The 24,405-nt window shown below is 37.8% G+C and carries 19 protein-coding genes and 1 pseudogene; 9 read left to right on the top strand and 11 right to left on the bottom strand.

The features are described from left to right. Positions 1-333: 333 nt before the first annotated feature. The 8 genes from KBP50_RS16245 to KBP50_RS16210 form a co-directional block, all read right to left on the bottom strand. Entirely contained in the window at positions 334-936 is a 603-nt protein-coding gene (locus KBP50_RS16245; protein ID WP_050351489.1) for an alpha/beta hydrolase, read from the bottom strand. A 16-nt stretch (positions 937-952) separates the two neighbouring features. Further along, complete coding sequence (locus KBP50_RS16240; protein WP_050351488.1) at positions 953-1,375, bottom strand: MarR family winged helix-turn-helix transcriptional regulator; 423 nt, start codon at positions 1,373-1,375, stop codon at positions 953-955. Between the two features lie 718 nt (positions 1,376-2,093). After that, positions 2,094-3,674: a Vga family ABC-F type ribosomal protection protein gene (locus tag KBP50_RS16235; protein ID WP_050351487.1), complete on the bottom strand. Its 1,581-nt coding sequence runs from the start codon at positions 3,672-3,674 to the stop codon at positions 2,094-2,096. 1,185 nt (positions 3,675-4,859) lie between these two features. Further along, a complete protein-coding gene (treR, locus tag KBP50_RS16230; RefSeq protein WP_050351486.1) occupies positions 4,860-5,567 on the bottom strand; it encodes a trehalose operon repressor in 708 nt (235 codons plus the stop codon). Between the two features lie 85 nt (positions 5,568-5,652). Next, the gene (treC, locus tag KBP50_RS16225) at positions 5,653-7,317 is read right to left on the bottom strand and encodes an alpha,alpha-phosphotrehalase (RefSeq protein WP_050351485.1); all 1,665 of its coding nucleotides are present in this window, start codon (positions 7,315-7,317) and stop codon (positions 5,653-5,655) included. Positions 7,318-7,755: 438 nt separating this feature from the next. Beyond that, a complete protein-coding gene (treP, locus tag KBP50_RS16220) occupies positions 7,756-9,672 on the bottom strand; it encodes a PTS system trehalose-specific EIIBC component (protein WP_076361980.1) in 1,917 nt (638 codons plus the stop codon). Positions 9,673-10,088: 416 nt separating this feature from the next. Continuing rightward, positions 10,089-10,649, bottom strand: a complete 561-nt coding sequence (locus tag KBP50_RS16215; protein ID WP_050351484.1) for a hypothetical protein — start codon at positions 10,647-10,649, stop codon at positions 10,089-10,091. Between the two features lie 1,132 nt (positions 10,650-11,781). Beyond that, on the bottom strand, positions 11,782-11,976 hold the full coding sequence (locus tag KBP50_RS16210) for a HEAT repeat domain-containing protein (RefSeq protein ID WP_050351483.1): 195 nt from the start codon (positions 11,974-11,976) through the stop codon (positions 11,782-11,784). Between the two features lie 734 nt (positions 11,977-12,710). Between KBP50_RS16210 and KBP50_RS16205 the strand changes: the two genes are divergently transcribed. Beyond that, a complete protein-coding gene (locus tag KBP50_RS16205) occupies positions 12,711-13,187 on the top strand; it encodes an acyl-CoA thioesterase (protein ID WP_050351482.1) in 477 nt (158 codons plus the stop codon). Between the two features lie 20 nt (positions 13,188-13,207). Here the strand turns inward: KBP50_RS16205 and KBP50_RS16200 are convergent, their stop codons facing one another. Beyond that, positions 13,208-13,666 (bottom strand): YaiI/YqxD family protein, encoded by a 459-nt coding sequence (locus tag KBP50_RS16200; RefSeq protein ID WP_050353441.1) that lies wholly within the window; start codon positions 13,664-13,666, stop codon positions 13,208-13,210. 722 nt (positions 13,667-14,388) lie between these two features. On the opposite strand from KBP50_RS16200, the gene KBP50_RS16195 reads away from it, so the two are divergent. After that, positions 14,389-14,892 carry a GNAT family N-acetyltransferase gene (locus tag KBP50_RS16195; RefSeq protein ID WP_050351481.1) on the top strand — a complete coding sequence of 168 codons (504 nt, stop codon included), beginning with the start codon at positions 14,389-14,391 and terminating at the stop codon, positions 14,890-14,892. Between the two features lie 28 nt (positions 14,893-14,920). Then, positions 14,921-15,386 (top strand): annotated as a pseudogene (locus tag KBP50_RS16190) (GNAT family N-acetyltransferase). Positions 15,387-15,838: 452 nt separating this feature from the next. Here the strand turns inward: KBP50_RS16190 and ebgA are convergent. Together ebgA and KBP50_RS16180 are read right to left on the bottom strand one after the other, a co-directional pair. Next, positions 15,839-18,868, bottom strand: a complete 3,030-nt coding sequence (gene ebgA, locus KBP50_RS16185) for a beta-galactosidase subunit alpha (RefSeq protein WP_050351480.1) — start codon at positions 18,866-18,868, stop codon at positions 15,839-15,841. After that, positions 18,855-20,327 (bottom strand): amino acid permease, encoded by a 1,473-nt coding sequence (locus KBP50_RS16180; protein WP_050351479.1) that lies wholly within the window; start codon positions 20,325-20,327, stop codon positions 18,855-18,857. The genes ebgA and KBP50_RS16180 overlap by 14 nt, the downstream gene beginning before the upstream one ends. Positions 20,328-20,506: 179 nt before the next feature. Here KBP50_RS16180 and KBP50_RS16175 point away from each other — a divergent pair, with 179 nt between their 5' ends. From KBP50_RS16175 to KBP50_RS16150, 6 genes are all read left to right on the top strand, one after another. Continuing rightward, positions 20,507-21,400 carry a helix-turn-helix domain-containing protein gene (locus tag KBP50_RS16175; RefSeq protein ID WP_236691398.1) on the top strand — a complete coding sequence of 298 codons (894 nt, stop codon included), beginning with the start codon at positions 20,507-20,509 and terminating at the stop codon, positions 21,398-21,400. A gap of 207 nt (positions 21,401-21,607) precedes the next feature. After that, the gene (locus KBP50_RS16170) at positions 21,608-21,988 is read left to right on the top strand and encodes a GntR family transcriptional regulator (protein ID WP_050351478.1); all 381 of its coding nucleotides are present in this window, start codon (positions 21,608-21,610) and stop codon (positions 21,986-21,988) included. Next, positions 21,988-22,878 (top strand): ATP-binding cassette domain-containing protein, encoded by an 891-nt coding sequence (locus KBP50_RS16165; protein ID WP_050351477.1) that lies wholly within the window; start codon positions 21,988-21,990, stop codon positions 22,876-22,878. Before KBP50_RS16170 ends, KBP50_RS16165 begins: the two co-directional genes overlap by 1 nt. Continuing rightward, positions 22,865-23,032 (top strand): hypothetical protein, encoded by a 168-nt coding sequence (locus tag KBP50_RS16160; RefSeq protein ID WP_157858456.1) that lies wholly within the window; start codon positions 22,865-22,867, stop codon positions 23,030-23,032. Before KBP50_RS16165 ends, KBP50_RS16160 begins: the two co-directional genes overlap by 14 nt. Then, on the top strand, positions 23,025-23,609 hold the full coding sequence (locus tag KBP50_RS16155) for a hypothetical protein (protein WP_050351476.1): 585 nt from the start codon (positions 23,025-23,027) through the stop codon (positions 23,607-23,609). Before KBP50_RS16160 ends, KBP50_RS16155 begins: the two co-directional genes overlap by 8 nt. Next, positions 23,606-24,286 carry a hypothetical protein gene (locus KBP50_RS16150; RefSeq protein ID WP_050351475.1) on the top strand — a complete coding sequence of 227 codons (681 nt, stop codon included), beginning with the start codon at positions 23,606-23,608 and terminating at the stop codon, positions 24,284-24,286. Before KBP50_RS16155 ends, KBP50_RS16150 begins: the two co-directional genes overlap by 4 nt. Positions 24,287-24,405: the final 119 nt, after the last annotated feature.

The raw sequence follows: 24,405 nt of genomic DNA, 5'->3' as shown, positions 1-24,405 counted from the left end.
AGTCAGCCATATCGTCCAGTTCTTTTCGTTGTAAATGTTCGTTTTTCCAAGTATCCCCCATGTAAGATGTCGTACTACTCCTGCTTTAAGAGTGGAAGGCACTACGTAGATCCGAGTGTTAGTTAACGGATCTACATCCCTAATTCGTTCGGTCAAATAGGGTGCTGATCGCAGGAAGAAAGACATGCGGAAAAGTGTGCTTCTTTTTCAATGGAACTTAAGCGCTTAGCCGTTTCCTTGCTATTTCATGAAAGAAAAACTTTACTGAATGAAGCTTCACTTTATGCTAAAAAAGGACATATTGGACACGTAATAACATCATGTTAAGGAAGTTTATAACTTTCGATACCAATCTTCAGCTGCCTCTATCTCTTGTAATGTTAATTGGTGCCCGTGATTTTCCCAATGTAAATGAACAGCTGCTCCGGCGTTTTGCAGCAATTGTTTTAGATCTTCTGATTCTTCAGCTGGGCAGATAGGATCGTTTGTCCCTGCAGCAATAAATACGTCTTTTTTCGTTAGCTCAGGTAACTCTATCCCTCTTCGCGGTACCATTGGATGATGAAGAATCGCACCCCGAAGAGAGTCCTGGTAATGGAACAATAAACTAGCGGCAATATTTGCCCCATTTGAATACCCAATAGCAATGATATTGTTTCTATCAAAACTGTATTTTGCAGCTGCTTCATCTAAAAAGCTATTTAATTCTTTTGTTCGAAAAATAAGATCTTCTTCATCAAATACACCTTCCGCTAATCGCTTGAAGAAACGTGGCATGCCGTTTTCAAGTATATTTCCTCTTACACTTAGAACATTTGCACTACCATCAATCTTAGCTGCTAATGGAAGCAGATCTTGTTCTGTACCACCAGTACCGTGTAACAATAGCAATGTTGGCTTTGTAGAATCGTTCCCTTGTTGAAAAATATGTTTCATCTTACGTCCCTCCTTGCTATAAACGTTTTCCTACTTTCTTTAACATATCGATAACGGTTTGCTTCTGTTCATCACTAATATCCATAAATAATTCTTCAATCACTTTCTGATGCTTAGGAAAGATTTCGTCCATCAGGTTTTTTCCTTCATCTGTTATATCAATATAAACGACACGACGATCTTTTTGACAATGCTCTCTTTGCAGCATCCCTTTTTCTTCGAGTCTATCAATGACATAAGTAATCGAACCTGTTTTAATCAGAACACTGTTAGAGATTTCACGAACGGTTTGCTTTCCTTTATGATAAAGTGTTTCAAGAATAGTGAATTCAGAAGTTTTCATTCCATAGTTTTTGATATCTTCCATCACATGATCTTGAAGCGCCTTTGAGGCTTTAATTAATACGACAAACGCTTTTAATGATAGGTTTTCTTTCATAGTTGTAAATTCCCCCTCATCTTATGAACTGTTTTTAATTCATGTATTATTAATTAAATATAAATGATTGTTGTTCGTATGTCAAAGTTTAATGGCTATGCAAAGGCTTCGTGTAGAAATGGTAGGTTTTTACACTTTGATTTAGTCACATTCTTTTTATGTTGTATGTAAGAGGGGAAGTTTTGGTTGTTTAAACGTTTTTTAAGGTAGAAAGATTTAGAAATTTGCCCCTTACTATCGTATTACAGGGACTGAAGATCACACTAAATCATGAAAATGATAATTAATTTTATGATAATTCAGGTTGTGGAGCAAGTATAAATCCGAAATTGTTTAAACGTATTTTTGATAAAAAAATTTATATTTCTCCAATAAAAGAGCTAGCTTTTTAATGAAGCATGCTATCAATGTCCAACTTTTTTTAAATAATGAAAGGTGATATTGCATGAGATACACAGCAATATCACCTTAGGTATTCTAGAGCAAGCTAGCGACTTTTCTTCGTAAGAAAATAACCGGATAGCCACGTCCGGCACGAGCCCAGCAACGATGCGACTTTAGAAATGCGCCCTACGATAGGCCTCATCGGTTCGTGGAAAAGAGGAAGGCCGACTAAAAACGGGCTTGCCGCTCAGGCGTCGGCATACCCCTGTTGTAGGGGCATGATTCCTTTATCTTTAGTTGATTCGTTCCATTCGCTACGTTGCTAAACAGGTGCTTATGCCTTTGTTCTTTGTAATTCGCCTTTTCTTGCTATAAGAGCCTGGAATTCTTGTTCCAATTGATCCGAATGTTCTAAGCTCAGCTTTCCAAGTACTTCGGTAATTTTGGTTTCAATGACCATTAGTTCCTGTTCTGTTGAATCTTGATTTGAAACGTTAGTGCCTTGTTTATAATCTTCATAATTACCCGTAAACATTTTTATCGTCTGATCCTCAAAAGCCATGATGCGGGTTGCGACGGTGCGAATCAATCTGCGGTCATGGGATACAAATAAGACAGTTCCCTCGTAATCCACAAGCAGTTCTTCTAAAGCTTCTACAGCTTCTATATCAAGAAAATTAGTTGGCTCATCAAGAATGAGTGTGTTAATATCACTAACAAATAGTTTAGCAAAAGCTACTTTTACACGCTCGCCACCACTAAGTACGGCGACTTGTTTATACACATCGTCCCTGTAGAAATGAAGTCTAGCTAAAACTGTACGAATTAATGTCTCCGTTTGGTTCGATGTATCACTAACATTTTGTAAAATGGACTTGCTTGTATCCAGTACATCTAAATTTTGGCTGAAGTAGCCAATTTTTATAGCAGGGGAGTGGTGAATTTGCTTTGTTTGATGTAGCAATTTTTTAATGAAAGTTGTTTTTCCGCTTCCATTCGCTCCGATAACAGCGATTTTATCACCACCTTTTATTTGAAAACTCACTTTGTTCCATAGTAGCCGTTGGTCAATCTGTCCTTCCAAATCTTCCACACGTATAAGGCTTCTCCCGTTAATTGCATCTTCATTAGGCAAGTTCATCTTAATAGGAGTCATTTCTTTCACTTTTTCTACCTTTTCCAGTTTTTCCAAGCGCGTCTCTATTGCTTTTGCGGCTTTTCTCAGCTTTTTTTGCTTATTGGCGAAGTATGGCTTGGCACCTGTTATTTTTGCTTCCGAATTACTTGTCTGTTTTGGTTTTTTTGTTGCCCGCTGCGCTTTTTTCTCTTTTAATTCTAGCGCTTCCTCTAACTGTGTTTTCTTTTTTACGTAGTTTTCATAGGCTTGTTCTTGTTGATATAGCTTCAGATCCTTTTGTTCCTGGTAATCGGAATAGTTTCCTTTGTATTCCGTTATACTGCCATTTTCCAGCTCCCAAATACTTGTGCACAATGAATCTAAAAATTCACGGTCATGGGAAACAAGAATGAGCGCGCCTTTCCACCTTTGTAGCTGTTTTTCTACTTTTTCAATGTGGAAAGTATCTAAGTTTGTAGTTGGCTCATCAGCTAATAAGATATCGGCGTTACTAGCCAACGCATTATTAATATACGCTTGGGTTACTTCGCCGCCGCTTTTCGTTGTGTTCATTTGTTTTAACTGTGGCACTAATTCAATCGTACCGTAAAGTGTTATCTTTCCGGTTTCTGCGGTAATTTTTTGGGCAAGAATATGCAGTAGCGTCGTCTTTCCGCTTCCATTTTTGCCAACCAAACCAATACGATCCCCCTTGTGGATACGTAACGCTTCTGTGGCAATTAATTTCCGGTCTCTGATAAAATGTGTTATATTGCTTGCTTCTAATAATAGACCCATCCGATCATCTCCTATTTTGATTAGAAAACTTGGCTAATTCCAAGCCTTAAGCTGAGGAGATGCCTCATTGCACGGATTCGTAATACAGCAAAAATGGTTACGGCAAAGATCAAATGCCTAAGGTGTATTCGCTGTTTCCTTAACATGCAAAAAGACCTCCTGTTGATTCCAGAACAGGAGGCCTCCATAGAGTGGTCTGAAAAATGCGCATATCAACAGGGTGTGAGTTTTTTTACGAAGAACTTATCCTGGTCATACAATGAGATATGCGTATTGTGTAAACCAATTACATAGAGCACCATCCTATTCTGAAATGTTTGTAAGTGCATGCAAAAAATGAACAGACGTATATCTGTTTGGATGCAGCATTCTTATCAAATGATTTCAGTAAATAGGATTAATACTTCATGTAATTGGGTCACCCTTTCCGTTATTTATTGATTCCATTATATAGAACTTTAATTTAGTTGTCTATCCCGTATATATGTTAATTTCCAAGTACGTGGTCTAACTCCATCGTCTTTAGCTGGTACCGCTTTTAGCCTTATCTTTTTTGTCTAGTCAAGTGTAACCTATCCAAATATTCAACCCCCGCGTTCTTCTATGCTAGTTAAAAAACAAGTTACTTAGCTGGGATTCAATTGAAAGGAGTTGTCCCTACCATCACTTAGATAGTAAAGCAAAATCTTGTGCTGCTAGAAGTTCTTTTATTTTTTAAAAGATAAGAAACAATACGATTTAGAAATGCGCCCTCCGATAAGGCCTCATCGGTTCGTCGCTAATGGAAGGCCGACTCAAAACGGGCTTGCCGCCCAGACGTCGGCACCCCTGTTTTAGTGGCATGATTCCTTTATCCCGTAAAAGGCGTTGTAGACTCCCCTCTTTAAGAATGGAAGATGTGAGCCGAACAAGTCGAAGCGGGAGGTAACAGCACCTAACTCCCCGATTCGTTTAACTAACAATCAGCGGGGGTGAAGAAAACCCCGCTGATGGAAGGTTCACTTTATCTTTCGTTGATTCGTTCCATTCGCTACGTTGCTAAACCAGCGCCCTGCGCCTTTGTTCAAAGAGTACAAGAAGGAATAGTGTGGGCTAACACTATTCCTTCTTGTGATAGATAAGATTATGGTGTTCCAAATTAAATCTTTCATGATACTAACGAAGGGAGAATTCTATTATGAACCTTCAGTTCATCCTTCTTGCAAAATCCACAAACTTAAATTTATCTGGTCGATGGCGAGACTCTGTATATTGAAATAACCTCGCATCGTCTAAATAAACTAAACTTTTAATCACAACTACGTTTGTATGATGCTTCAAATCCAATAATTCTCTGTCCTGTTCTGTTGGTTCTTCAACGGTAATTTCTTTTTGAGCGAAGCTAATGGTTAGATCAAGTTCATGCTCAATATAATCGTATATCGATTGCGCACATGTTTCTTGACTGGGCATAGGGATAGTTGTTTCGATAAAATAGTCTTTGTCTAAAATAACGTTTTCCCCATCAATGTTTCTTACGCGATTGACATTCCAAATTGGTTCTTTTGTGGACATGGTTTTATAGATTGGGTTGGGACGTTCTACCTTTTTCATATAAGTGACCGTTGTTGTAGCGGCTAAGTTTAACTTTTTAGCAAGTTCTTTGAAGCTGACAATTCCAGATACAGGGAAATCAAGCCTGTTTCGATCGATAACCACAGACCCTTTCCCACGTATCTTTTGAATGTAACCATGTTGTGCTAATAAATGCAATGCCTTTCGAATTGTTTCCCTTGATGTTTGATATGTTTCCGCCAATTCATTTTCGGAAGGCAGTAACGTATTAACAGGCAATTGCTCATGATTTATTTGTTCAACTAATTGATGATAAATGCTGATATATTTCTTTTGCATCGTAATCCCTCATTATTGATTGATATCTTTCACCATACCATATAAACAAAGGGCGCGCTTCATGACTCCCTAAAAATAAGCTGTTTTAATTAGTTGTTACATAATAAATGATGGACTCGTAAGGACGCAATGGTATTGTTTCGGAAGTGGGCGGTGAATCAGGATAATTAGACAGTAAGAGAGTACTTTCTTTATGACCTAAATCATCAATGCTAATTTCCGTATGTTCACTGTAAAAATTACTTACGACGATTAATCTATTATTTTGCCAATTGCGAGTATAGGCAAATACACTTGGGTGGTTCATATTGATGATTTTAAAGTCTCCATACGTAATGATATCATATTTTTTCCGTAAAGAAATAAGTGATTGATAATGTTTAAAAATCGAGTTTGGTTCTGTTAGCATCTTTTCCGCGTTAATGGTTTTATAGTTTTTTGCTAATGGAATCCAAGGCGTACCAGAAGTAAAGCCAGCATTTTTCGCTGGTGACCATTGCATAGGAGTACGAGCATTGTCCCTTGACTTTTGTTGTAAAATTTCAATGATGTCTGTTTCTGATTTACCTGCTTCTTTTAACTGATTATACGCATTTAACGATTCTACATCTCGGTATTGGCTGATGGAGGTAAAACCAGCGTTTTTCATACCTAATTCTTCCCCTTGATAAATATACGGGGTGCCTTGCATCATATGCAGTGTTGTAGCAAGCATTTTAGCTGATTCTGCATGGTATGTCTCATCATTTCCAAAACGAGAGACTATCCTAGGTTGGTCATGGTTACACCAAAACAAGGCATTCCACCCGCCACCGTCATACATGCCAACTTGCCATCTGTTGATAATTTCCTTTAACTGAATAAAGTCAAAAGGAGCTACAGCCCATTTTTCCCCATTGGGGTAATCGACTTTTAAATGATGGAATTGGAAGGTCATATCTAATTCTTCACGCTCGCGTTTTGTGTAAAGAATACACTGCTCCAATGAAGTAGATGACATTTCGCCAACGGTCATCATATTATTTGGCTGGAACACTTTTTTGTTTAGCTCATGTAAAAATTCATGAATTCTTGGTCCATCCGTATAAAATCTTCGGCCATCACCATGTTCATCATTAGGGAAACGTTGGTCCTTGGAAATTAAATTGATTACATCAAGACGAAAACCATCAATCCCTTTATTTGCCCAAAATTGGACCATTTTGTATAGCTCTTCTCTAACTTGCGGATTTTCCCAGTTTAGGTCAGCTTGTGTTTTATCAAATAAATGTAAATAGTATTGACCTGTTTCTTCATGGTATTCCCAAGCAGAACCACCAAATTTGGATAACCAATTGTTTGGGGGCCCACCATTTACTGGATCTCGCCAAATGTAAAAATTACGATATGGATTATTTTGAGATTTAGTAGCTTCCTTAAACCAGGCATGCTCGGTAGAAGTATGATTAATGACTAAATCCATAATTAGCTTCATATTACGCTGATGTGTTTCTGCTAATAATTCTTCAAAATCATTCATGGTTCCGTACATGGGATCGATTGCATAGTAGTCGCTGATATCATAACCGTTATCCTTTTGTGGTGATTGATAAACAGGAGTTAGCCAAATTACATCCACTCCTAATTCCTTCAAATAATCGAGTTTATGGATAATACCTTGTAAATCACCCATGCCATTACCGGTTGTATCCTGAAAACTTTTTGGATAAATTTGATAAACGACAGCTTGTTTCCACCAAGCTTCATTCATGTTAACACCTCATTTGCTGATTCTGTTGTTGTTATTCCGTCGTAGTGGAATGGACGGTATTGTTTGGATCGTGAGAAAAATTTGCGCAGTTGCTTGTATAGAAAAAGTAAAAAATTACTACTACGAATGAGTCTACATATTAACTATTATATTTAGGCACTATCTAATCCCTCCTCTAATGATAAGGGTAACTTCCTGTACATCGCTCGGTGTTTACATGCAGCTTTTTTCTACATATAATTGGCAATAAGTCTTACTCTCCCAATACTACGTGGTGAACCCTAGGAGGGTAAGTGAAGCGTCCAAATCCATGTCAAATAGTCAATTCGTTCACCTATCAATCAGTGTTGGTGAAAGCTCATTGTTTGAAGCTCCACTTGATAGCAATGAAGGCTAACGCGTAAGCGCCAGCCAGTTTTTTTAAAAGATCATATAGTTTTATTCGAGTGATTTACGCTTTCGTAGAGCTATAGCATACGTAATGATAAAAGGAACAACGATAACAATTGCCATTCCGATAAAAAAGGAAGTCCAATTTCCTGGAATGATGGAAAATATTCCTGGAACACCTCCTACACCGACCGTAGTGGCTAATACCTTTTGCATGGTGATAAACGCTCCGGCAATAGATGAGCCGATAATAGCTGCAATAAATGGATATTTAAAGCGTAAGTTCACCCCAAACATTGCTGGTTCTGTAATACCGAGCCAGGCAGAAATTCCAGAGGTTCCTGCAAGACCTTTTAACTTATCATCTTTTGCTGCAAGCATTATCGCAAAGGCGGCTGCACCTTGAGCGATATTAGATAACGCCAGGATCGGCCATAGAAACGTGGAACCAGTGCTGCCGATTAATTGTAGATCAACAGCAAGGAAGGTATGATGCATTCCGGTAATAACCATTGGCGCATACAAAGCTCCATACACGAAGCCACCAATCACCGCGTATTGATCGAACAATGCTACTAACCCATCTGTAATCCAATTTCCAATGGTAAAGGTAATCGGTCCAATAATAATAAACGTTAAGAATCCAGTTACGAGTAATGCGACAGGCGCTACGACAAGCAATTGAATAGAATCCCATATGCGTTTCCGTAAGAATAATTCAATTTTTGCTAGTAACCATGATGCAAATAATACGGGCAATACTTGACCTTGATAACCAATTTTATTTACTTCTAGTCCGAATAAATTCCATGTTGGCACTGTTCCTTCTTTTAAAGCTGCACCATATTCCCAAGCATTGAGTAAAGCTGGATGTACAAGGATTAACCCAAGCACAATGCCTAATAATTCGCTACCACCAAATCGTTTCATTGCTGACCAGCCAATTAAAGCAGGTAAAAATGTAAGTGCTGTATTTGCAATTATATTAATCATATCAGCAATACCGGCCCATTGCGGGTACATTTCAATAACAGCTTGTCTTCCAAAAATGCCCGGATTAGCTAGAATGTTATTGATCCCCATTAAGAGACCTGCTGTTACAATAGCAGGCAAAATAGGAATAAAAATATCGGCAAGCACTTTAACCCCTCGTTGCAGGGCGTTTTGTTTCTGCCCGCTAACTGCCTTCACTTCCTCCTTAGAGGCTTCCCGAATTCCGGTTTTCTCTATCATCGCTTGATACACTTTATCAACCGTACCTTGACCAATGACGACCTGGAATTGACCATTTGCCGTAAATGAACCTTTTACTATATTTAAATCTTCCAACGCTTGAGTGTCCACTTTGTCTTCATCTTTTAATGCAAACCGAAGTCTTGTAACACAGTGTGTAGCAGCTTGGATATTATTCGCACCGCCAATTGCTTTAACAATGTCCTTTGCCTCTTCTGCAAACTGGATGGTGGATTCTGCCTGCTTCGTTTGCTGTGTTTGCTGTGTTTGCTGTGTTAAAGTAAACAGTTCATCACCAGCTTGAATGGATGTGTTTGTTGTAAGGTTTGAAAGGCTCCATTCAGCGCTATTCGTGATGATAATAGGAGTCACTAAATTAAAACCCTTTTTCTTTATCAAATCCATGTCAAAGATAAGGAGTGTGTCTCCTTTTTGGACTCGATCTCCTTGTTTTACAAAGGCATCAAATCCTTCGCCGTCCAAACTAACTGTTTCAAGACCAATATGAATAAGCAACTCAATACCGGTATCGCTTTCAAGCCCAATGGCATGTTTGGTTGGGAAAAGTTGAACTACTTTACCGGAAAAAGGAGCGACAACTTTCCCTGTGCTCGGTTCAATAGCTAAACCTTCTCCCATCATTTTTTGTGAAAAGGTTGGATCAGCGACTTTTTCTAATGATATAACATTTCCGCTAAGGGGTGCATAAATCGCTTGTTTTCCATTCCCCATTGGAATTCCTCCTCATAATATTATAATTAACCAAAAATAACATGTATATACAAGTTAATTGTATTATAACTTGTATATACATGTTTTGCAAGCGTTTTATATGAAGAATTAATATCTTTTAATTACTTAACAGTATGGGCGATCATGAGAAGATCAAGCGCATATGCTGTAAAGTCGCGCCTCGCCGCCGTAAAGTTGCTCCTCGGAGCTGGAAAGTCCGTGCACCGCAGTGGAAAAATCGAGTACCACTGTTGCAGGCGCACGCCTCACCGCCGAAGTTGCTCACCCTGCTGCGAAAAGGGTTATATATCAAACGTAAGCTAGTAATAAAATGGAGTATCAAAAATGAGAAATGGAGCAGTCAAATAAAGATGACAAAAGCAAGAGAGGAGAGGGGGGAGGGAGTATTTTTAGCTTTAGCAGCTTGTAGTTTGTGTGCTTCTAACTTGAGGTTGCTTGCAATACTCCTTTATTTCTCCCTTATAAACGAGCTGAAACACATCTGCCTTTTGCAAGTCGTAAGGTGTAATTAACGGAATTGGTTTACTGAACTGAGTTACGTTGCTTTCTTGAAGAACGGTAGCAACAAATTGCGAGCAGAAAAAGGCATTTTTTCTATTAATAGGTCGTTTAAGAACAAAGCCAAATAAACCGATGAAATTATATCGATACGCATCTTTTTCTGCATTTATTTTTCGAATATATTGTTGTATTTTTTGCCACTGCTCTTCTGTGACCGATACAGAATAAATGACACCATTAGCATGTTTAAATAAACCCTCATTCATATTTTCTTTTACAAATCCGCCTATAAAAGGATTTTTAGGTGCTTTTCTACCAAAACTGTAAACTTGTTCAAGCTCTTGATCGAATGCTATGGAAGCGTGATTGTACGGTTTTTTTGTGTACAATTTAATTAATCTCGTGAACCAAGATCTTGTATCTGTAAGAAGTAAATAGATTTCTTTTTGTTGCACCATCATCTCTCCTATCATGAATTAATCCGTTCCTCTTTCTTTGTAATGGTATATACGATACAGCCCTTGGATTGGATTCTAAAATTTTTCTTTAAATGTTTAGAATTCCGTTATGCTGGTTTCTACCTTATTTAAGCTGTTGCTTATAATCTGCCAGTTCGAAAGTTTTGGTTCTGTTAGCTTTTCATTTAGCCACATTAAAAAATCATAATTTGTATTCTTAATAAGATCGCTGTAGATAGCTAACTAGATTGGTAGCCTATTATTTCACTTCTCATTCGAATGAAACGAAATTTATAAAATACAGAATGAAGGTTGTATATGCTTTTGGTGATTCATTATAATATGCACACGTTCGTAGCTGTAGTTACATCCATATTCTTTGGTTTAAAACATATATATGTAATAACACTATACACATGTTTTAATTGTAAATATGGTATGAATCCAAATGAAGATACTTAAGCGATATATCTTTCTACGACTTTAGACGTATTTTCATTTCTTTTTTTATGGATTGCTACTATATAATGTATAATAGCTAACTATAGTTTATACCTAACTATTAATTAATGCAAGGTAGTGTTGTGAATTTTATTAATGTCATAAAGTAAAAAGGTTATCTTTAATTAGACAACCTTTCTACTTCATGGATGAAACCAACTATTGTGAATATTTTATGAAACGAAGTCATGACTAGGTTTTGAAACTAAGAGCCTCAAGTTGCTTCATCTCCAATAGCCCTATCGGAATGCAATCTATGTTCAAGCCAGTTAAGGCTACCTTTTAAAGATAGTTATTAGGATAATGATTTACTAAAAAAGCTTGTCTAGCTTAAGCGCTTAAACTTTACAAAATTTTTCCTGCAGTCTTCGAATCAATAGGGGGCAATTTTTCTTGAGTCTATCCCGCATGTAACTCGTGTAACAATCTGTCCTTCAATTCTGTGAGTGGAACCCAAGCTAGGATAAGCAAGGTACAAAATACAAGTCAATCTAACCTATTGTGTTCAAAGGTTAGGTGTTTAGGGTACTAACAATTAAAGGGGTCTGGGAAGAAGCCCCCATTGCAATTTCTTTCTTTTGCTTCAATTCAGTTGGTATATTGCTTCCAATGCTTTACGTTGTCTCGCTTATAATTCCTTTTCTTTCACTGTTTTCGTCATCTGACTCCAAATAGAGCCTTTTGCTTCTTCGCCATCTTTGATTCTAGCTAATGCCATTTTCGCTTGCATTCGTACTTCAAATTCAGGGTCATTAACCGCTCTCTCCAATGCTTCCACGGCTGTCTTATCGCCTATTTCGTATAAAAATCTCGAGCGCGCCATCGAATTAACCTGCTTTTATCTGTTAGTGTTTGCATCATTTGGGACCAACTGCAAGTTAAATGTCAGATACTAGTCATTCAACAATCGGTAGGGGATAAAAGAAAATTCTCCTCTATGGATTGAAGTTTCAGTTTATAAATAAATTTTAACAAATAAATGATCTGGAATCTATTTGTAAGGGCTTTCTGTGAAAACGACATTTATTAATATATGTTATAATACTATAGTTGTGTTTTTTTATAGGAGCCTACCATTATAATGGAGAATCTAATTCAAATGGGTGTAAATCGAGTAAAGGGATGTAATCAATCCCAGAATGCATGCGTTTACTTTTCTCATCCATTTATTGTTACATCTTCTCGTAAAGGAAGGTGTTTTTCATTGCACTATAGGAGAGTATAAGATTTTTTTGGTTTATAGTATAAGAAAAACAAAAGGCTTCCGCCATAAGACATGGCGACAAGCCAAGTTTTTCTAATATGTGATGTGGATAAGTGTTTTGTTGATGTGTTTGGAAAAAGAAGGTTTAACAGTTTTAGCAAAAATGATATAGTAAATTCTTTATTGGCTTAATTTGGGGCAATTTTAATTAATATGGCTAGCCAAAAGGGATTTACATTATTTGTTTCTTTTTATCCCGTCCATAGAAATTTTAGACCTTTTATAGAATCACAACTAGATCATTGCTTAAATAAGCGAATAGGGTAACAAGTTTCATGCAAGGGGGAAAACAGATGGAAAAACTAGCAATGAGTGAATCAAAAACTATTCAAACAAGATTGGTTTTGCCACCGGATACGAATCATTTAAATACCATATTTGGTGGGAGAATATTAGCGTATATTGATGAAATTGGCGCACTATGTGCTATGCAGCATGCAAAAAGTACCGTAGTGACAGCATCTATTGATTCCGTTGATTTCTTATCACCTGCAAGAGCAGGAGATTCGTTAACTCTAGAAGCTTTTGTTACTTATACAGGAAGAAGTTCCATGGAGATATATGTGAAAGTAACTGCTCGCGATTTAATTAATCAGGAAGAGCGTTTAACGACAGAGTCCTTTCTCACGATGGTTGCTGTCAATGAGGAAGGAAAACCAATACCAGTACCACAAGTATATCCGGAAACGGAAGAAGAGAAAATTTTATTTGAGTCGGCTCCTTTTCGTAGAGAAAACCGGAAACTGCGTTATACCAATCGAAATAAGTAAGTAAAGAAAAAACTGTTGATCTATTGTGGATCGACAGTTTTTTCTTGTAGTAGTGAACGAAAACGAGCTTCAAATAGCTTGCGATCTTCTTCAGAAAAAGCTTTTGGCCCTTTCGTTCGCTTTCCGCTTTTCCTTACCATTGCATTTAAGTAACGTGTCTGTAAAAGGGAATCTATATTTTCGTTTGTGTATAGAAACCCTTTATGGTGCATCACATTGCACCCTTTAGCAAGTCCTAATGAAGCCAGACCATAATCTTGTGTGACAATAACGTCCTCCTGACTGGCGAGTTTCATTATTCGATAATCGGCAGCATCAGCTCCAGAATCAACATAAATGGTTTTGACTCCTTCAGGCGTAGTTTTACTAGAATAATGGGAAAAGCTTTGTACAAGTGTTACGGGAATTTGGAATTCTCTCGCTAACTTGATAATCTGATCTTTTACAGGACACGCATCAGCATCGACATATATTTGCATTAAAATAACCTCTCCATCGTTCTTTTGCATTGCAGTGAGCATAATTCGAATACCCGTAAAAGTCAAGTCATATTGCCGAGCATGCCAAGTTATTATAGGAGTTATCTTCTCGTGATTCCTGCTTTATGTTAATTTAATAAAAGAATGTTCACCTATAAAATTGTGTGGATATACACCTCGTGAGCTTGCTCAAACACGGACGGGGAACAAAATGAAGCGAAGTTGGAATCGTTAAAAGTATATGGGAGGCGTGTATCAAGTTGGGTTTTAATTCTCCTCATCGTTAGTTTCATTTGGAACAATATTACTGGAGTAATCAAGTGAATCTTCTATCAGTGGGGGGGCATTCACCTCCCACTGATTGTTAGTACCGCAAGGGTATGACCTAAAGGCCTCTGAACGAATCGGGCATTTAGGTGCTGTTATCTCCCACTTAGACTTGTTGTATTACAGATTATCCAAATCCTGAAGAGTCCTACAGCACCTTGGTTAAAACTTAGAAAAATAATGATTTCATTGTCGAGCGATATGGATTATAATTACTAACAATTATAATCCATATGCTTTTTAAGATTTCTGTGATTTATTCGTTCAGCGTTCAGATAGCAGCTGGTTTGGAGGCTGATCACAGTGATACCTTAATCTGCACAACTAGGAAGTGCTTAGCTGTTTGCTTTTAATAGATTAGGAGAAGCGATTAATTATTGGAAAGAGGTGATACCATGCGGTTAGTCAAACCAAGTTTGAAATGGGAGAAGGAGCATCGAGCTTATTTGGAAGAGTGGGGTCCAACGCGAATGATTCCCAGCAGCTTCGAGCTAACAGGCCACCAAACCTATGAAACGTATTTACATGCACTTGCTGAACGAGAGAGTGGACAAGAAAAATGGGTGCCTAGCTCCAGTTATTTTTTAGTAAACGATAAAGAAAAAATAGTTGCTATGGTTGATATTCGACATGAACTTAATGATTTTTTATTCCAAGTGGGAGGGCATATTGGTTATGGCGTCCGACCATCCGAGCGAAGCAAGGGCTATGCAACGAGAATCCTTTATGAGGCGTTACAGAAATGTAAGGAGTTGCAAATCAAACAAGTACTCGTTACCTGTACTACGGATAACATCAGATCAGCAAAAGCGATCCTCAAAAATGGGGGAAGAGAGGATCATCCACATATAGACGAAGATGGTCGGGAGACGAGGAGGTTCTGGATATACAATGAGTAATTGCTTAGAGACAATCCACTTTGATAAGATGATTGAAACCGATTGGCCGAATGTAAAGTCTATTTATATAGAAGGGATTGCTTCAGGAAATGCAACATTTGATGAGGAACCACCATCGTGGGACAAGCTACTTGACCGCTTGTCGCATTGTAGTTAAGGAGGCTGGACGAATCGTTGGGTGGGCTGCATTACAGCCTATTTCCAGTAAAAAAGCACTTGCTGGCGTAGCTGAACTAAGTATTTATTTAGGAGCATCAAGCAGAGGAAAAGGGATTGGTAGCAGGCTAATGGCTTATGTGATAGCGGAAAGTGAAGCAAACGGATTTTGGACACTACAATCTGGGGTTTTTCTGGAAAATATAGCTAGTATTCATTTGCATCATAAAGCCGGATTTCGGAATGTAGGTGTTCGCCAACGAATTGGCAAGCTTAACGGGGTTTGGCGAGATATCATACTTTTAGAACGAAGAAGCAATACAGTGGAAAAAAGATAGAAGGTGAATTAGAAAAATCTAAGGACTTATTGATTCTGCGATAATCGGGGTTTTTCATTCATCCCCCACTGATGGTTAGTAACGTAATGGTATGACCTAAAGGCCTCTAAACGAATCGGACATTTAGGTGCAGTTATCCCTACTTAGACTTGTGCAGTACAGATTATCCAACTCCTGAATTGGGAGTCCTACAGCACCTTATATATATGGGATAAACTCAGTAGCATTTAATCATTGCAAAAAGGGAATTTTCAATGGAGGAAAAGGCTGGAACACTCCTTGCAAAAAATGGATAAACCGCCTGAATTCAAATTTAAAAGCATTGATTTCAGGCGGTTTTATTTCATGTGATCTAAATGAACGGTGTTTCCATTTATGTCTGAGCTCTTTTGCCTAGCGCTGCAACGAGATATGTCCGATTGCCGCTAGAGGCGCTTATATGACATAACGTACTAGCATTTTCTTGCTAATTCAGCGATAGGCGTTGTCGACAGATCTTTAGGAGCAAGCGTAAAGCTGATCGAAAAATCATCAAACTTACAACGATATTTATCCAGCTGGTCTTGACCACAGGAGTTACTTCCTAATCCGTTCTGTTGTTTATCAAGGTGAAGGACGAGATAATCTTGTTCCACTAAATCAATTGTATGTTTTGCCTTTTCCAAATCTCGATCCTCATATTTGGAAACACTGAAGTTAAGCGGCTCTTCTGTTTGGACGAGTAATGCAGTATCTTGATTTGCCAAACTTATCCAATCACAATCCATATGGTTGCCGTTCTCTTGTGGCTTAATATAATCGACAAACAACTCATCTACGCTAGCGTGAAACACACCAGGGTATGCAGATTGACAGGAGTCGACGTAGTTTTCATGTGGTCCTAATCCACGCCAAGACACGTTTGCAAATCGCTTATTAACATGCATCTTGACCCCGATTCTTGGTAGCATAGGCGGTGCATTTTCTTTGCGGCCGGAGGCAATTCCTTCTACCTTCAGGTGTAGTTTTCCTTGTGGTGTGATGGTATAGCGATAGGATAAGTCGTAGTACCAGGAACTATTCGTCGTTCCATAGAAAGCATGTACATTCCATACGAAGTTCCCATCTTTTATGTCGTATGCCACATTACGAACTATATGGTGATCCAGATGCATAAAGTATTTGTTTCGATAATCTTCCAGAATATACATATCATTATCAATCGGAGCACGCCACCACGTAAATGCCGGTCCCTGTTCAATTCGTTGTTCGCCATCGAAGGTTGCAGTGAGCAAGTTTCCGCGTACACGATCAAAGCAGTAGGTGAAATTGCCGCCAGTTACCATTACAGTACTTCCTTCTGTTAGTAGCTTCAGCTCAGGTGCTTGCGAAACGGTAATAACTTGTTGAGGTTCTTTATGGTAGACAAAGACGGATTTCGTAACTTCAAACTCAGCAGGAGCCCACTTTGTATCCTGTTTTAATCGGTAAATAAAGTGAACGGTATATTGCGCCCCAGGTTGGTAATGTTCTAAAGCTGGATAATGAATTTGGAATCTAGTTGTTTGTCTGGCTGCTAAATTAGGCAATGGTAGTTCTGTTTCTTCGAGCAGCTCATCATCTTCATAAAATTGACAAACAAGTTTGTAAGCTCCTAAACTAGTAAAGTCGAGCCGATTGGTTAGTTGATACATTCCTGACGTTATATCAAGAGGTGCTGTTTGTACCGGTTCGATCACTTTTTTATACTCCATTAAACCTGTTGATGGTGTGCGATCTGGCATGATGAGACCGTCAATACAGAAGTTTCCGTTCGTTGGCTCATCCCCAAAATCTCCGCCATAGCGATAATATACCTTCCCATCTTCTGTAACGGTTTTAATCCCATGATCAAACCATTCCCAAATAAAACCACCTTGCAAATGATCGTGACGGTAGAAGAGTTCTTGATATTCTTTTAGATTCCCAGGGCCATTTCCCATTGCATGTGCATATTCACATAGTATATGTGGTTTTTCTGTTTTTCTAATAACTTCATCCATGGTTAATTTACTGTCGTGTTCTAACCATGTGTACATAGTAGTATATACATCGCTTACTTCAGCTTCAAAATCCCCTTCATAATGTACTAATCGGGTTGGGTCGGCTTGTTTGACGTATGCTGCCATTTTTCTGAAGTTATATCCAAAAGCGGATTCATTTCCTAATGACCACATTATGATGGATGGGTGGTTTTTATCTCGTAATAACGTCCGCTTTATCCGGTTAACATACGCTTCTTCCCACTCGGGGTTATCTGAAATCCATTTGTAATCACCAGTTAATTCAAAACCGTGACATTCTAGATCTGCTTCTGCAATCACATACATACCGTATTTATTACATAAGTCATAAAAGTAAGGCGCGTTTGGATAATGCGCTGTACGAACAGCATTCATATTATGTTGTTTCATGAGAATAATGTCTTGTTCTATACTATCATAAGTGGTTACACGTCCTTTATCTGGACTATAATCATGTCGGTTGACACCTTTTAATTTAATCGCAACACCATTTACAAAAAAACACTTTCCTTTTACTTCGATTTGTCTAAAACCGATATCTTGTTCGATGATTTCAACTATTTGACCATTGTTATAAACGGTGATTATCAGTTTATATAAATAAGGGTGCTCAGCAGACCATTTTACCGGATTTTGAACTTCCTGGATTAAACTTTCGCTTCCATTCTGCTCTTTGGTAAAAATAACCTCTCCCTCAGCGGTTTTTAGTTCATAGTGTATCCTCTGCTTTTGCAAATGGTCAAACACAGGGTTTACAATTAATGTAGCTTCTTTATACATATCGTCAAACTGTGTTTTAACTGTAAAGTCATATAGCCCTACTCTCGGTCTAGCAAAAAGATCAACATCTCGGAAGATACCGCTTAACCACCACATATCCTGATCCTCTAAATATGTTCCATCAGACCATTGGAAAACACGAACGGTTAACGTATTCGTTCCCTCTACTAAAACATCACTTAAATCAAATTCACTTTGAATTCTGGCTCCTTTACTATAGCCGATAAATTCATCATTTACATAAACTTCAAATGCTGAATCAACGCCTTGAAAGCGTAGGATATATTGATAGTTACGGTCCGTTTGCTTGACTTCAAATGCTCTTCGGTAAATACCAGTCGGATTTTCTGTCGGTACATACGGCGGTATAATAGGAAAGTTATACCATAAGTCGGAATAGTGCATATTGCCATAGCCTTGCATTTGCCAATTTCCGGGAACTTCAATAGTATCCCATGACGAGTTATCAAACTCCGTTTTATAGAAATCTGCCGGGCTATATTCTGGAGCATCTAAGAACAGAAAGGACCATTCTCCGTTTAAATTTTGATAGAAATGTGGTTTTTTGCTTGCTGATAGGCTTGTGAAATGTGCCCTTGCTTCTAATCTGTTAATCCCATCTAGTTTATGATTTTCCCATCTCTTTTTAGTTATGACCATTTTCTTCACCCTTTATTTTTTCTTTTCTTTCATATCTTTTGTAGCAAATAAATGCAAAGCCAATGAAAATGACAATCCCCACTACGTTGTAAGTAAGGCTGAATAATGGATTCATCGACCCTTCCGCAACAACTCCTGTCGCAAAATAATCCATCAACGCAGCAGGTGAAGGGAATGTGGAAACAAAGAAAGCGAATAAAAAGAATACTAATAGCATAATCCCCATGACTATTCCTGTTGAGCGTTTTCCTACTTTAAACGTTCTCGGAAGATCGTCTTTTTTAACTCGAAACATGATGTAAGCAATAAGTAAGAAAAGTACAGGTATTAGTGATGTTGCAGCTGTCATATTAATCAATGTTTTTAACAAGGAATTGACAGAACCAATTCCTAAGGCAGGAATAATTAATAATATAGTTACAACAACTGCTTGCAAGGTTAAAGCGTTAGTAGGATTCCCTTCATGGTTTGTCTTAGCAACCCATTTCCCGAAGATGCCTTCTGGGATCTCGGAGAACAAAATCTTAACTGGTGCAGCAGTCCAGATTACTAACGAACCGACAGCACTTAATAGCATGATTAAGCCTACAAATCTTGTAATGCCATCACCAATGCCAAAATAGCTACCTAAAATTGCGAAAGCTTCAAATAAAGCATCCGAGTAGTTATCCTGAAGTGCTTCCGCAGGCATGATTAAACCTACCGCTACTGAGCCTAAAGCATACATAATTCCAATGGAAAAAGCAGCAATGATGATGGTTCGAATAAAGGTTTTATTACCACCTTTAATGTCTTTTACATAGACGCCAATGGCTTCTGCCCCTCCAACTGCTTGTAAAATCCAAGCTAACGTGGCAAAGTAATTCCAATTCATCGATGGCATAACCGATTCGCTCGTAAATTCCTGTGCTGATGGTTCACCTAAAATAAATACGACAGCTAAGGCAAAAACGATAAAGCCAACCCCCATTAAAATTCGCGCTACCCCTGATACGTCTGTCACTTTCGAAATCCAGGAAACACCTTTAATGGATACAAATGTAGCTAACCAGAAAAGGAAAATGGACAGAATGGAAATAGCAATGGTTGCGCCACTTCCAAAAATATTTTTTCCTGTAAAGGTGTATGAAGCATAGATTAATATTTGTGGCAGTAACGCGGTAAAATAAAATAAGTTGACAAAAAAGTAAGACCATGATCCTAGAAAAGCCCATTTTTCACCTAACGATGTTCTAATCCAGCTGTATACCCCTGATTCAGACTCGGCGTTGGCTGAAGAGAACTCACCAATCATTAGAGCAAAAGGAATAAAATAAAAGATAGTGGCGAATAAAAAAGTAAGTACTGCAGATAAACCAATACTTGCAGTTGCATTTATGATGTTATTAAATGCAAAAACTGCCGTAAAAGCCATTAACAAAAATGAGGTTGCGCTAATCTTTTTTCTATTTTCTGTCACAATTTTAGCTCCTTTCTTTGCTGTTAGACACTTACAAGATGTACATGTACAAAGGGGTTTGTTACTATAAATATAAGCAAACTATTTGTGGTTGCGCTTTCATTGTATCGATTATGATCAGTAAAGTGAATGTTCCCTTGTTGTTTGTTCTTGACATTATGTTGCAAGGAGGAATTTCATTGTTTCATTCTATTGGTACTTTCCAAACAGATGAGCAACTGGCTAGTGATTTTTACATTTATGAATGTGGCTTTGAGGATGTAAAGCCAAGAGACCCATATCAATATCAGCCAATTGATTATTATTTAATTCATTACATTCTTGAAGGAGAGGGGCTATTTTTTATTAACGATGAAGTACATCATTTAGGTGCAAAGCAGGGGTTTATTATCCCGCCAAACACGAAAAATAATTATTATCCACTTGTAGGAAATCCATGGAGCTATCGGTGGATTGGCTTTAAAGGTGCTGCCTGTTATGATTTATTTTCCCGATGCGGGTTATTAAGAAATACTGCTAATGGGGTGGAAAATTTCACGTATCGCTATGAAAATAAACGAAAAATGGATGATCTATTTGCTAGTGTGTTTACTTATTCACAAAACAGAAAGCCATATGCTGCGATTGGAGAAGCCTATCATATTATTAATCTATTCATCGAGCAATATGAAGAAGAAATGAGATGCAGGATAACGCAAGGAGAGAAGTATGTAAAATATGCGATTGATATGATTGAGAAAAATTATGATCAGTCTGCTTTTTCCGTTGAACAGCTAGCGCAAATGATAAAAATTGAGCGTTCCTATTTGTATCGGCTGTTTAAAAAGTATTTAAATGTAAATCCAACACACTATATTGTGCAATATCGCATTAATAAGTCGACAGAATTGCTTAAGAAAAGCAGTTCTAGCATTGAAGAGATAGCTTATTTAGTTGGTTTTAATAATCCTTCGCATTTTTCAAGACAGTTTTCAAAATGTAAAGGTATATCGCCGTCGAAATATCGGTCTCAATTTAAAATTATTGATACGGAGCAGAGAAATAAAGAGAATAAGTTGAGTTCATCCATCTGATCAAGCAGAAGCGTGTATCATATATTCATAACACCACATTCATTAATTAAATTAATTAATGAATGTGGTGTTATTTATCCCGCTTATAAGGTGCTGTAAGACCCTACTTCGGGGGTTAGAGGAGTGCAAAGAAGTGGGATAACGATACCTACATTTCCCAATCATGGAAGGTGATCTTAGGGATGCCCCGTAAGGTTATGCCAATGTATGAGAATGAAAGTAAGCCAACTGGATGAAGGTTCACTTTATCTCCCAAGGGGTGAGGGAGTTGGGTGCGCAAGATGGTCACTACCGAAGTTCGAGGGCGTTTCAGTCGATGCTGATTCGAAAATAATCACAATTAATCCCGCTACTGCAGCTAAAGGATTAACGCTGTTAGCAGAGAAAAAAATTTTATACAGCAAACGTGGTTTGGGAAAATTTGTAACCCCTGAAGCAAAAGCTATCATCGTTAATAAACGAAAAAATCAAACGTTAAAAAAACTGTTAGAAGATTTGGTGATCGAAGCAGAACGGTTAAAGGTCGACGAACAGGAGCTTATGCAGCTGCTTCAACAAGAAATAACGAATCGTAAGGGGGAAGTGTAATGGAAGTGATCGTATGTGATAAGCTAACCAAAAAGCAGAGGCAAATGTTTACATTAAAGGATTTATCCTTATCAATTCAGGAAAATACGATAATCGGTGTAATCGGGCGAAATGGGGCGGGAAAAACAACATTGCTAAAAATACTTGCTGGATTATGGAGAGGTTCATCAGGTAACGTACGTGTATTTGGGGAAGATCCTTTCAATAGCTTAAGAGTATCTGCAAATACCATTTACATTAGCAATGAAATGGTATTTCCAAGCTCCTTATCTTTATCAGCCTTACTCACTGAAGCGGGACGCTTTTATCCAAGCTGGAATGACAGAATCGCTCGGCGACTATTCGATTATTTTGCTTTCCGCTCTAATGACTTGTATACACAGCTTTCGACTGGGAAAAGAAATACTTTTAACGCCATTATCGGATTGTCTTCTCGTTGCCCCATCACGATATTTGATGAACCAACAACAGGAATGGATCAGGCAGTACGCAATGATTTTTACCGTGCTTTACTAAAGGATTATTTGGAAGTGCCACGTACCATCCTGTTTTCTAGCCATCACTTAGAAGAGATTGAAGAACTGCTCGAATATGTTTTGCTGTTAGATAAAGGGAAAAAACAATTCTATCTTCCAATGGACGAATTAAAACATGAAGCTATCGGTTTAACCGGTAGAACAGAGCTGATTTATACATATATACACGGAAAAACGGTGATCTATCGAGAGAGTATGGGAGCCGATACAACATATGTCGTTGTAAAAGCAAATGAAGTTAACATGGGAAAAGCAAAACGGCTTGGTATCCACGTTACACCTGTTTCAGCTAGTGATATTTGTGTCTATGTAACCAGTTCAGAAAAAGGAGGAATAGATCATGTCTATCAATGATGTCTCACTGTCATCGATTGTTTGGAAACAGTATCAATATAAACAAAAAAGCTATGTCGGCATTTATGTGTCTTTAATGGTATTACATACAACTTATCTCAGTATTATTTGGAATCGATGGGTCAGTTTTTTTTACAGGAGGAGGGATGGATAATTTCAATTTTTATATGAATTACTTTTCCTCCGATATGGCAATAATTTTTACCGTTATTTGGGGAGGGATTAGTGCTGCATTAATTACAACAAAAGGATATTGGCTAGAAAACTTTATGTTTGTCACCAATCGTCTCAGTAATCATCTCTCAAATATTACCTTTTTAGTTTCTATTAGCATTATAGGTGGGATCACTGCCTTATTGACGAAGTATGTAAATGTCTCCATCCATTATATTTTAGGTCGTGATCCGCTGATACGAATGAGTAATCTGGGAGGGCATGAAATTCTTACTGGTATTATTGCAACGGTTTTATATATATTATTTGCTTGTGCGATTGGTTATTTATACGGGATCATTTTAAAAATGAATCGTTTAATTGCAATCTTGATTCCGGTGCTGTTAATTGGATTTGGCATTGTTGGTAACAACGATGGTGAACTTTATGGTGCAGTATTTAGTTATTTTTTTCAAGAGAACTCTATTATATTGTTTATGATAAAAGTTATAGGAGCGATCGGCATTTTATTCAGCTTCGCCATCCTGCTCTCCAATAAGAAGGAGGAGCTACGATGATGACTGTAGCAGCCTATCTGCCAATCCTTATTATGATCCTTTTCGTAATAGTAATTTTAGCTATTATAAAAGTTCTTAAAAACCGTGTTCATCACTATCATCAATATATACGGGGGATTTTTCTCGGTTATCTAGTTATACTAGTGATTGCTACTGGGGCGTCGTTTGCTTTTCCTTATAAAGAGGTTAAAAAAGAAGACGAGAAGAATGAAATAGACCTGTTTAACTATTTTGTCGGGGATCGTAACTGGGAAGAATTAGTTCCATCCTATCAACAAAAACAGTGGGAGTTTCCTGTACCAAAAAAATTAAATGTAACATCGCATGGTGGTATGGTAAATGTATATATTGAAAAGACAAATGATGTACAAAATCAAGTTGATATTCGTTATTTTCAGGCACCATATCTCTTTAATGGAGTCAACATCCAGCAGTATATAGGAGATATGCTACTTCCAAAGGTTGCTCTTCAAGGTGAACAACTCACCATTCAAAATCCTAAAGAAACAGAAGTAACCTTTTATACTTTAGAAAATGAGCTGTCTTTTAAACAATTTACTAAAGAGAGTATATCGACTGATGCAGAGTTACAGGGTGGTGAAAATGTTATTTTAATTCGAGTTGATAAAGACGTTGAGGTAGAATTAACAGGGGATGTTTCTTACTTAGATGAATAAGCGGCACAATAAAAAGTCTCCAATTTGGGTGGAGACTTTTTTATTGTGTAGGACACTATTAAATGAGGTGCTTGTAGATAACGAAATAACCGACTAGTCACGTCCGGCTTCATCGCCCA

It is taken from the genome of Virgibacillus pantothenticus, assembly GCF_018075365.1.
In the GTDB taxonomy this organism is placed as follows: Bacteria; Bacillota; Bacilli; order Bacillales; family Amphibacillaceae; genus Virgibacillus; species Virgibacillus pantothenticus.
This window is presented reverse-complemented; position numbering and strand designations above follow the sequence as displayed.

What these genes read in the sequence shown, in the direction of transcription:
- KBP50_RS16245 (WP_050351489.1), bottom strand. Translation starts at nt 936, where the DNA reads ATGAAACATATTTTTCAACAAGGGAACGATTCTACAAAGCCAACATTG.
- KBP50_RS16240 (WP_050351488.1), bottom strand. Translation starts at nt 1,375, where the DNA reads ATGAAAGAAAACCTATCATTAAAAGCGTTTGTCGTATTAATTAAAGCC.
- KBP50_RS16235 (WP_050351487.1), bottom strand. Translation starts at nt 3,674, where the DNA reads ATGGGTCTATTATTAGAAGCAAGCAATATAACACATTTTATCAGAGAC.
- treR (WP_050351486.1), bottom strand. Translation starts at nt 5,567, where the DNA reads ATGCAAAAGAAATATATCAGCATTTATCATCAATTAGTTGAACAAATA.
- treC (WP_050351485.1), bottom strand. Translation starts at nt 7,317, where the DNA reads ATGAATGAAGCTTGGTGGAAACAAGCTGTCGTTTATCAAATTTATCCA.
- treP (WP_076361980.1), bottom strand. Translation starts at nt 9,672, where the DNA reads ATGGGGAATGGAAAACAAGCGATTTATGCACCCCTTAGCGGAAATGTT.
- KBP50_RS16210 (WP_050351483.1), bottom strand. Translation starts at nt 11,976, where the DNA reads ATGGCGCGCTCGAGATTTTTATACGAAATAGGCGATAAGACAGCCGTG.
- KBP50_RS16205 (WP_050351482.1), top strand. Translation starts at nt 12,711, where the DNA reads ATGGAAAAACTAGCAATGAGTGAATCAAAAACTATTCAAACAAGATTG.
- KBP50_RS16200 (WP_050353441.1), bottom strand. Translation starts at nt 13,666, where the DNA reads ATGCAAATATATGTCGATGCTGATGCGTGTCCTGTAAAAGATCAGATT.
- KBP50_RS16195 (WP_050351481.1), top strand. Translation starts at nt 14,389, where the DNA reads ATGCGGTTAGTCAAACCAAGTTTGAAATGGGAGAAGGAGCATCGAGCT.
- ebgA (WP_050351480.1), bottom strand. Translation starts at nt 18,868, where the DNA reads ATGGTCATAACTAAAAAGAGATGGGAAAATCATAAACTAGATGGGATT.
- KBP50_RS16170 (WP_050351478.1), top strand. Translation starts at nt 21,608, where the DNA reads ATGAGAATGAAAGTAAGCCAACTGGATGAAGGTTCACTTTATCTCCCA.
- KBP50_RS16165 (WP_050351477.1), top strand. Translation starts at nt 21,988, where the DNA reads ATGGAAGTGATCGTATGTGATAAGCTAACCAAAAAGCAGAGGCAAATG.
- KBP50_RS16160 (WP_157858456.1), top strand. Translation starts at nt 22,865, where the DNA reads ATGTCTATCAATGATGTCTCACTGTCATCGATTGTTTGGAAACAGTAT.
- KBP50_RS16155 (WP_050351476.1), top strand. Translation starts at nt 23,025, where the DNA reads ATGGATAATTTCAATTTTTATATGAATTACTTTTCCTCCGATATGGCA.
- KBP50_RS16150 (WP_050351475.1), top strand. Translation starts at nt 23,606, where the DNA reads ATGATGACTGTAGCAGCCTATCTGCCAATCCTTATTATGATCCTTTTC.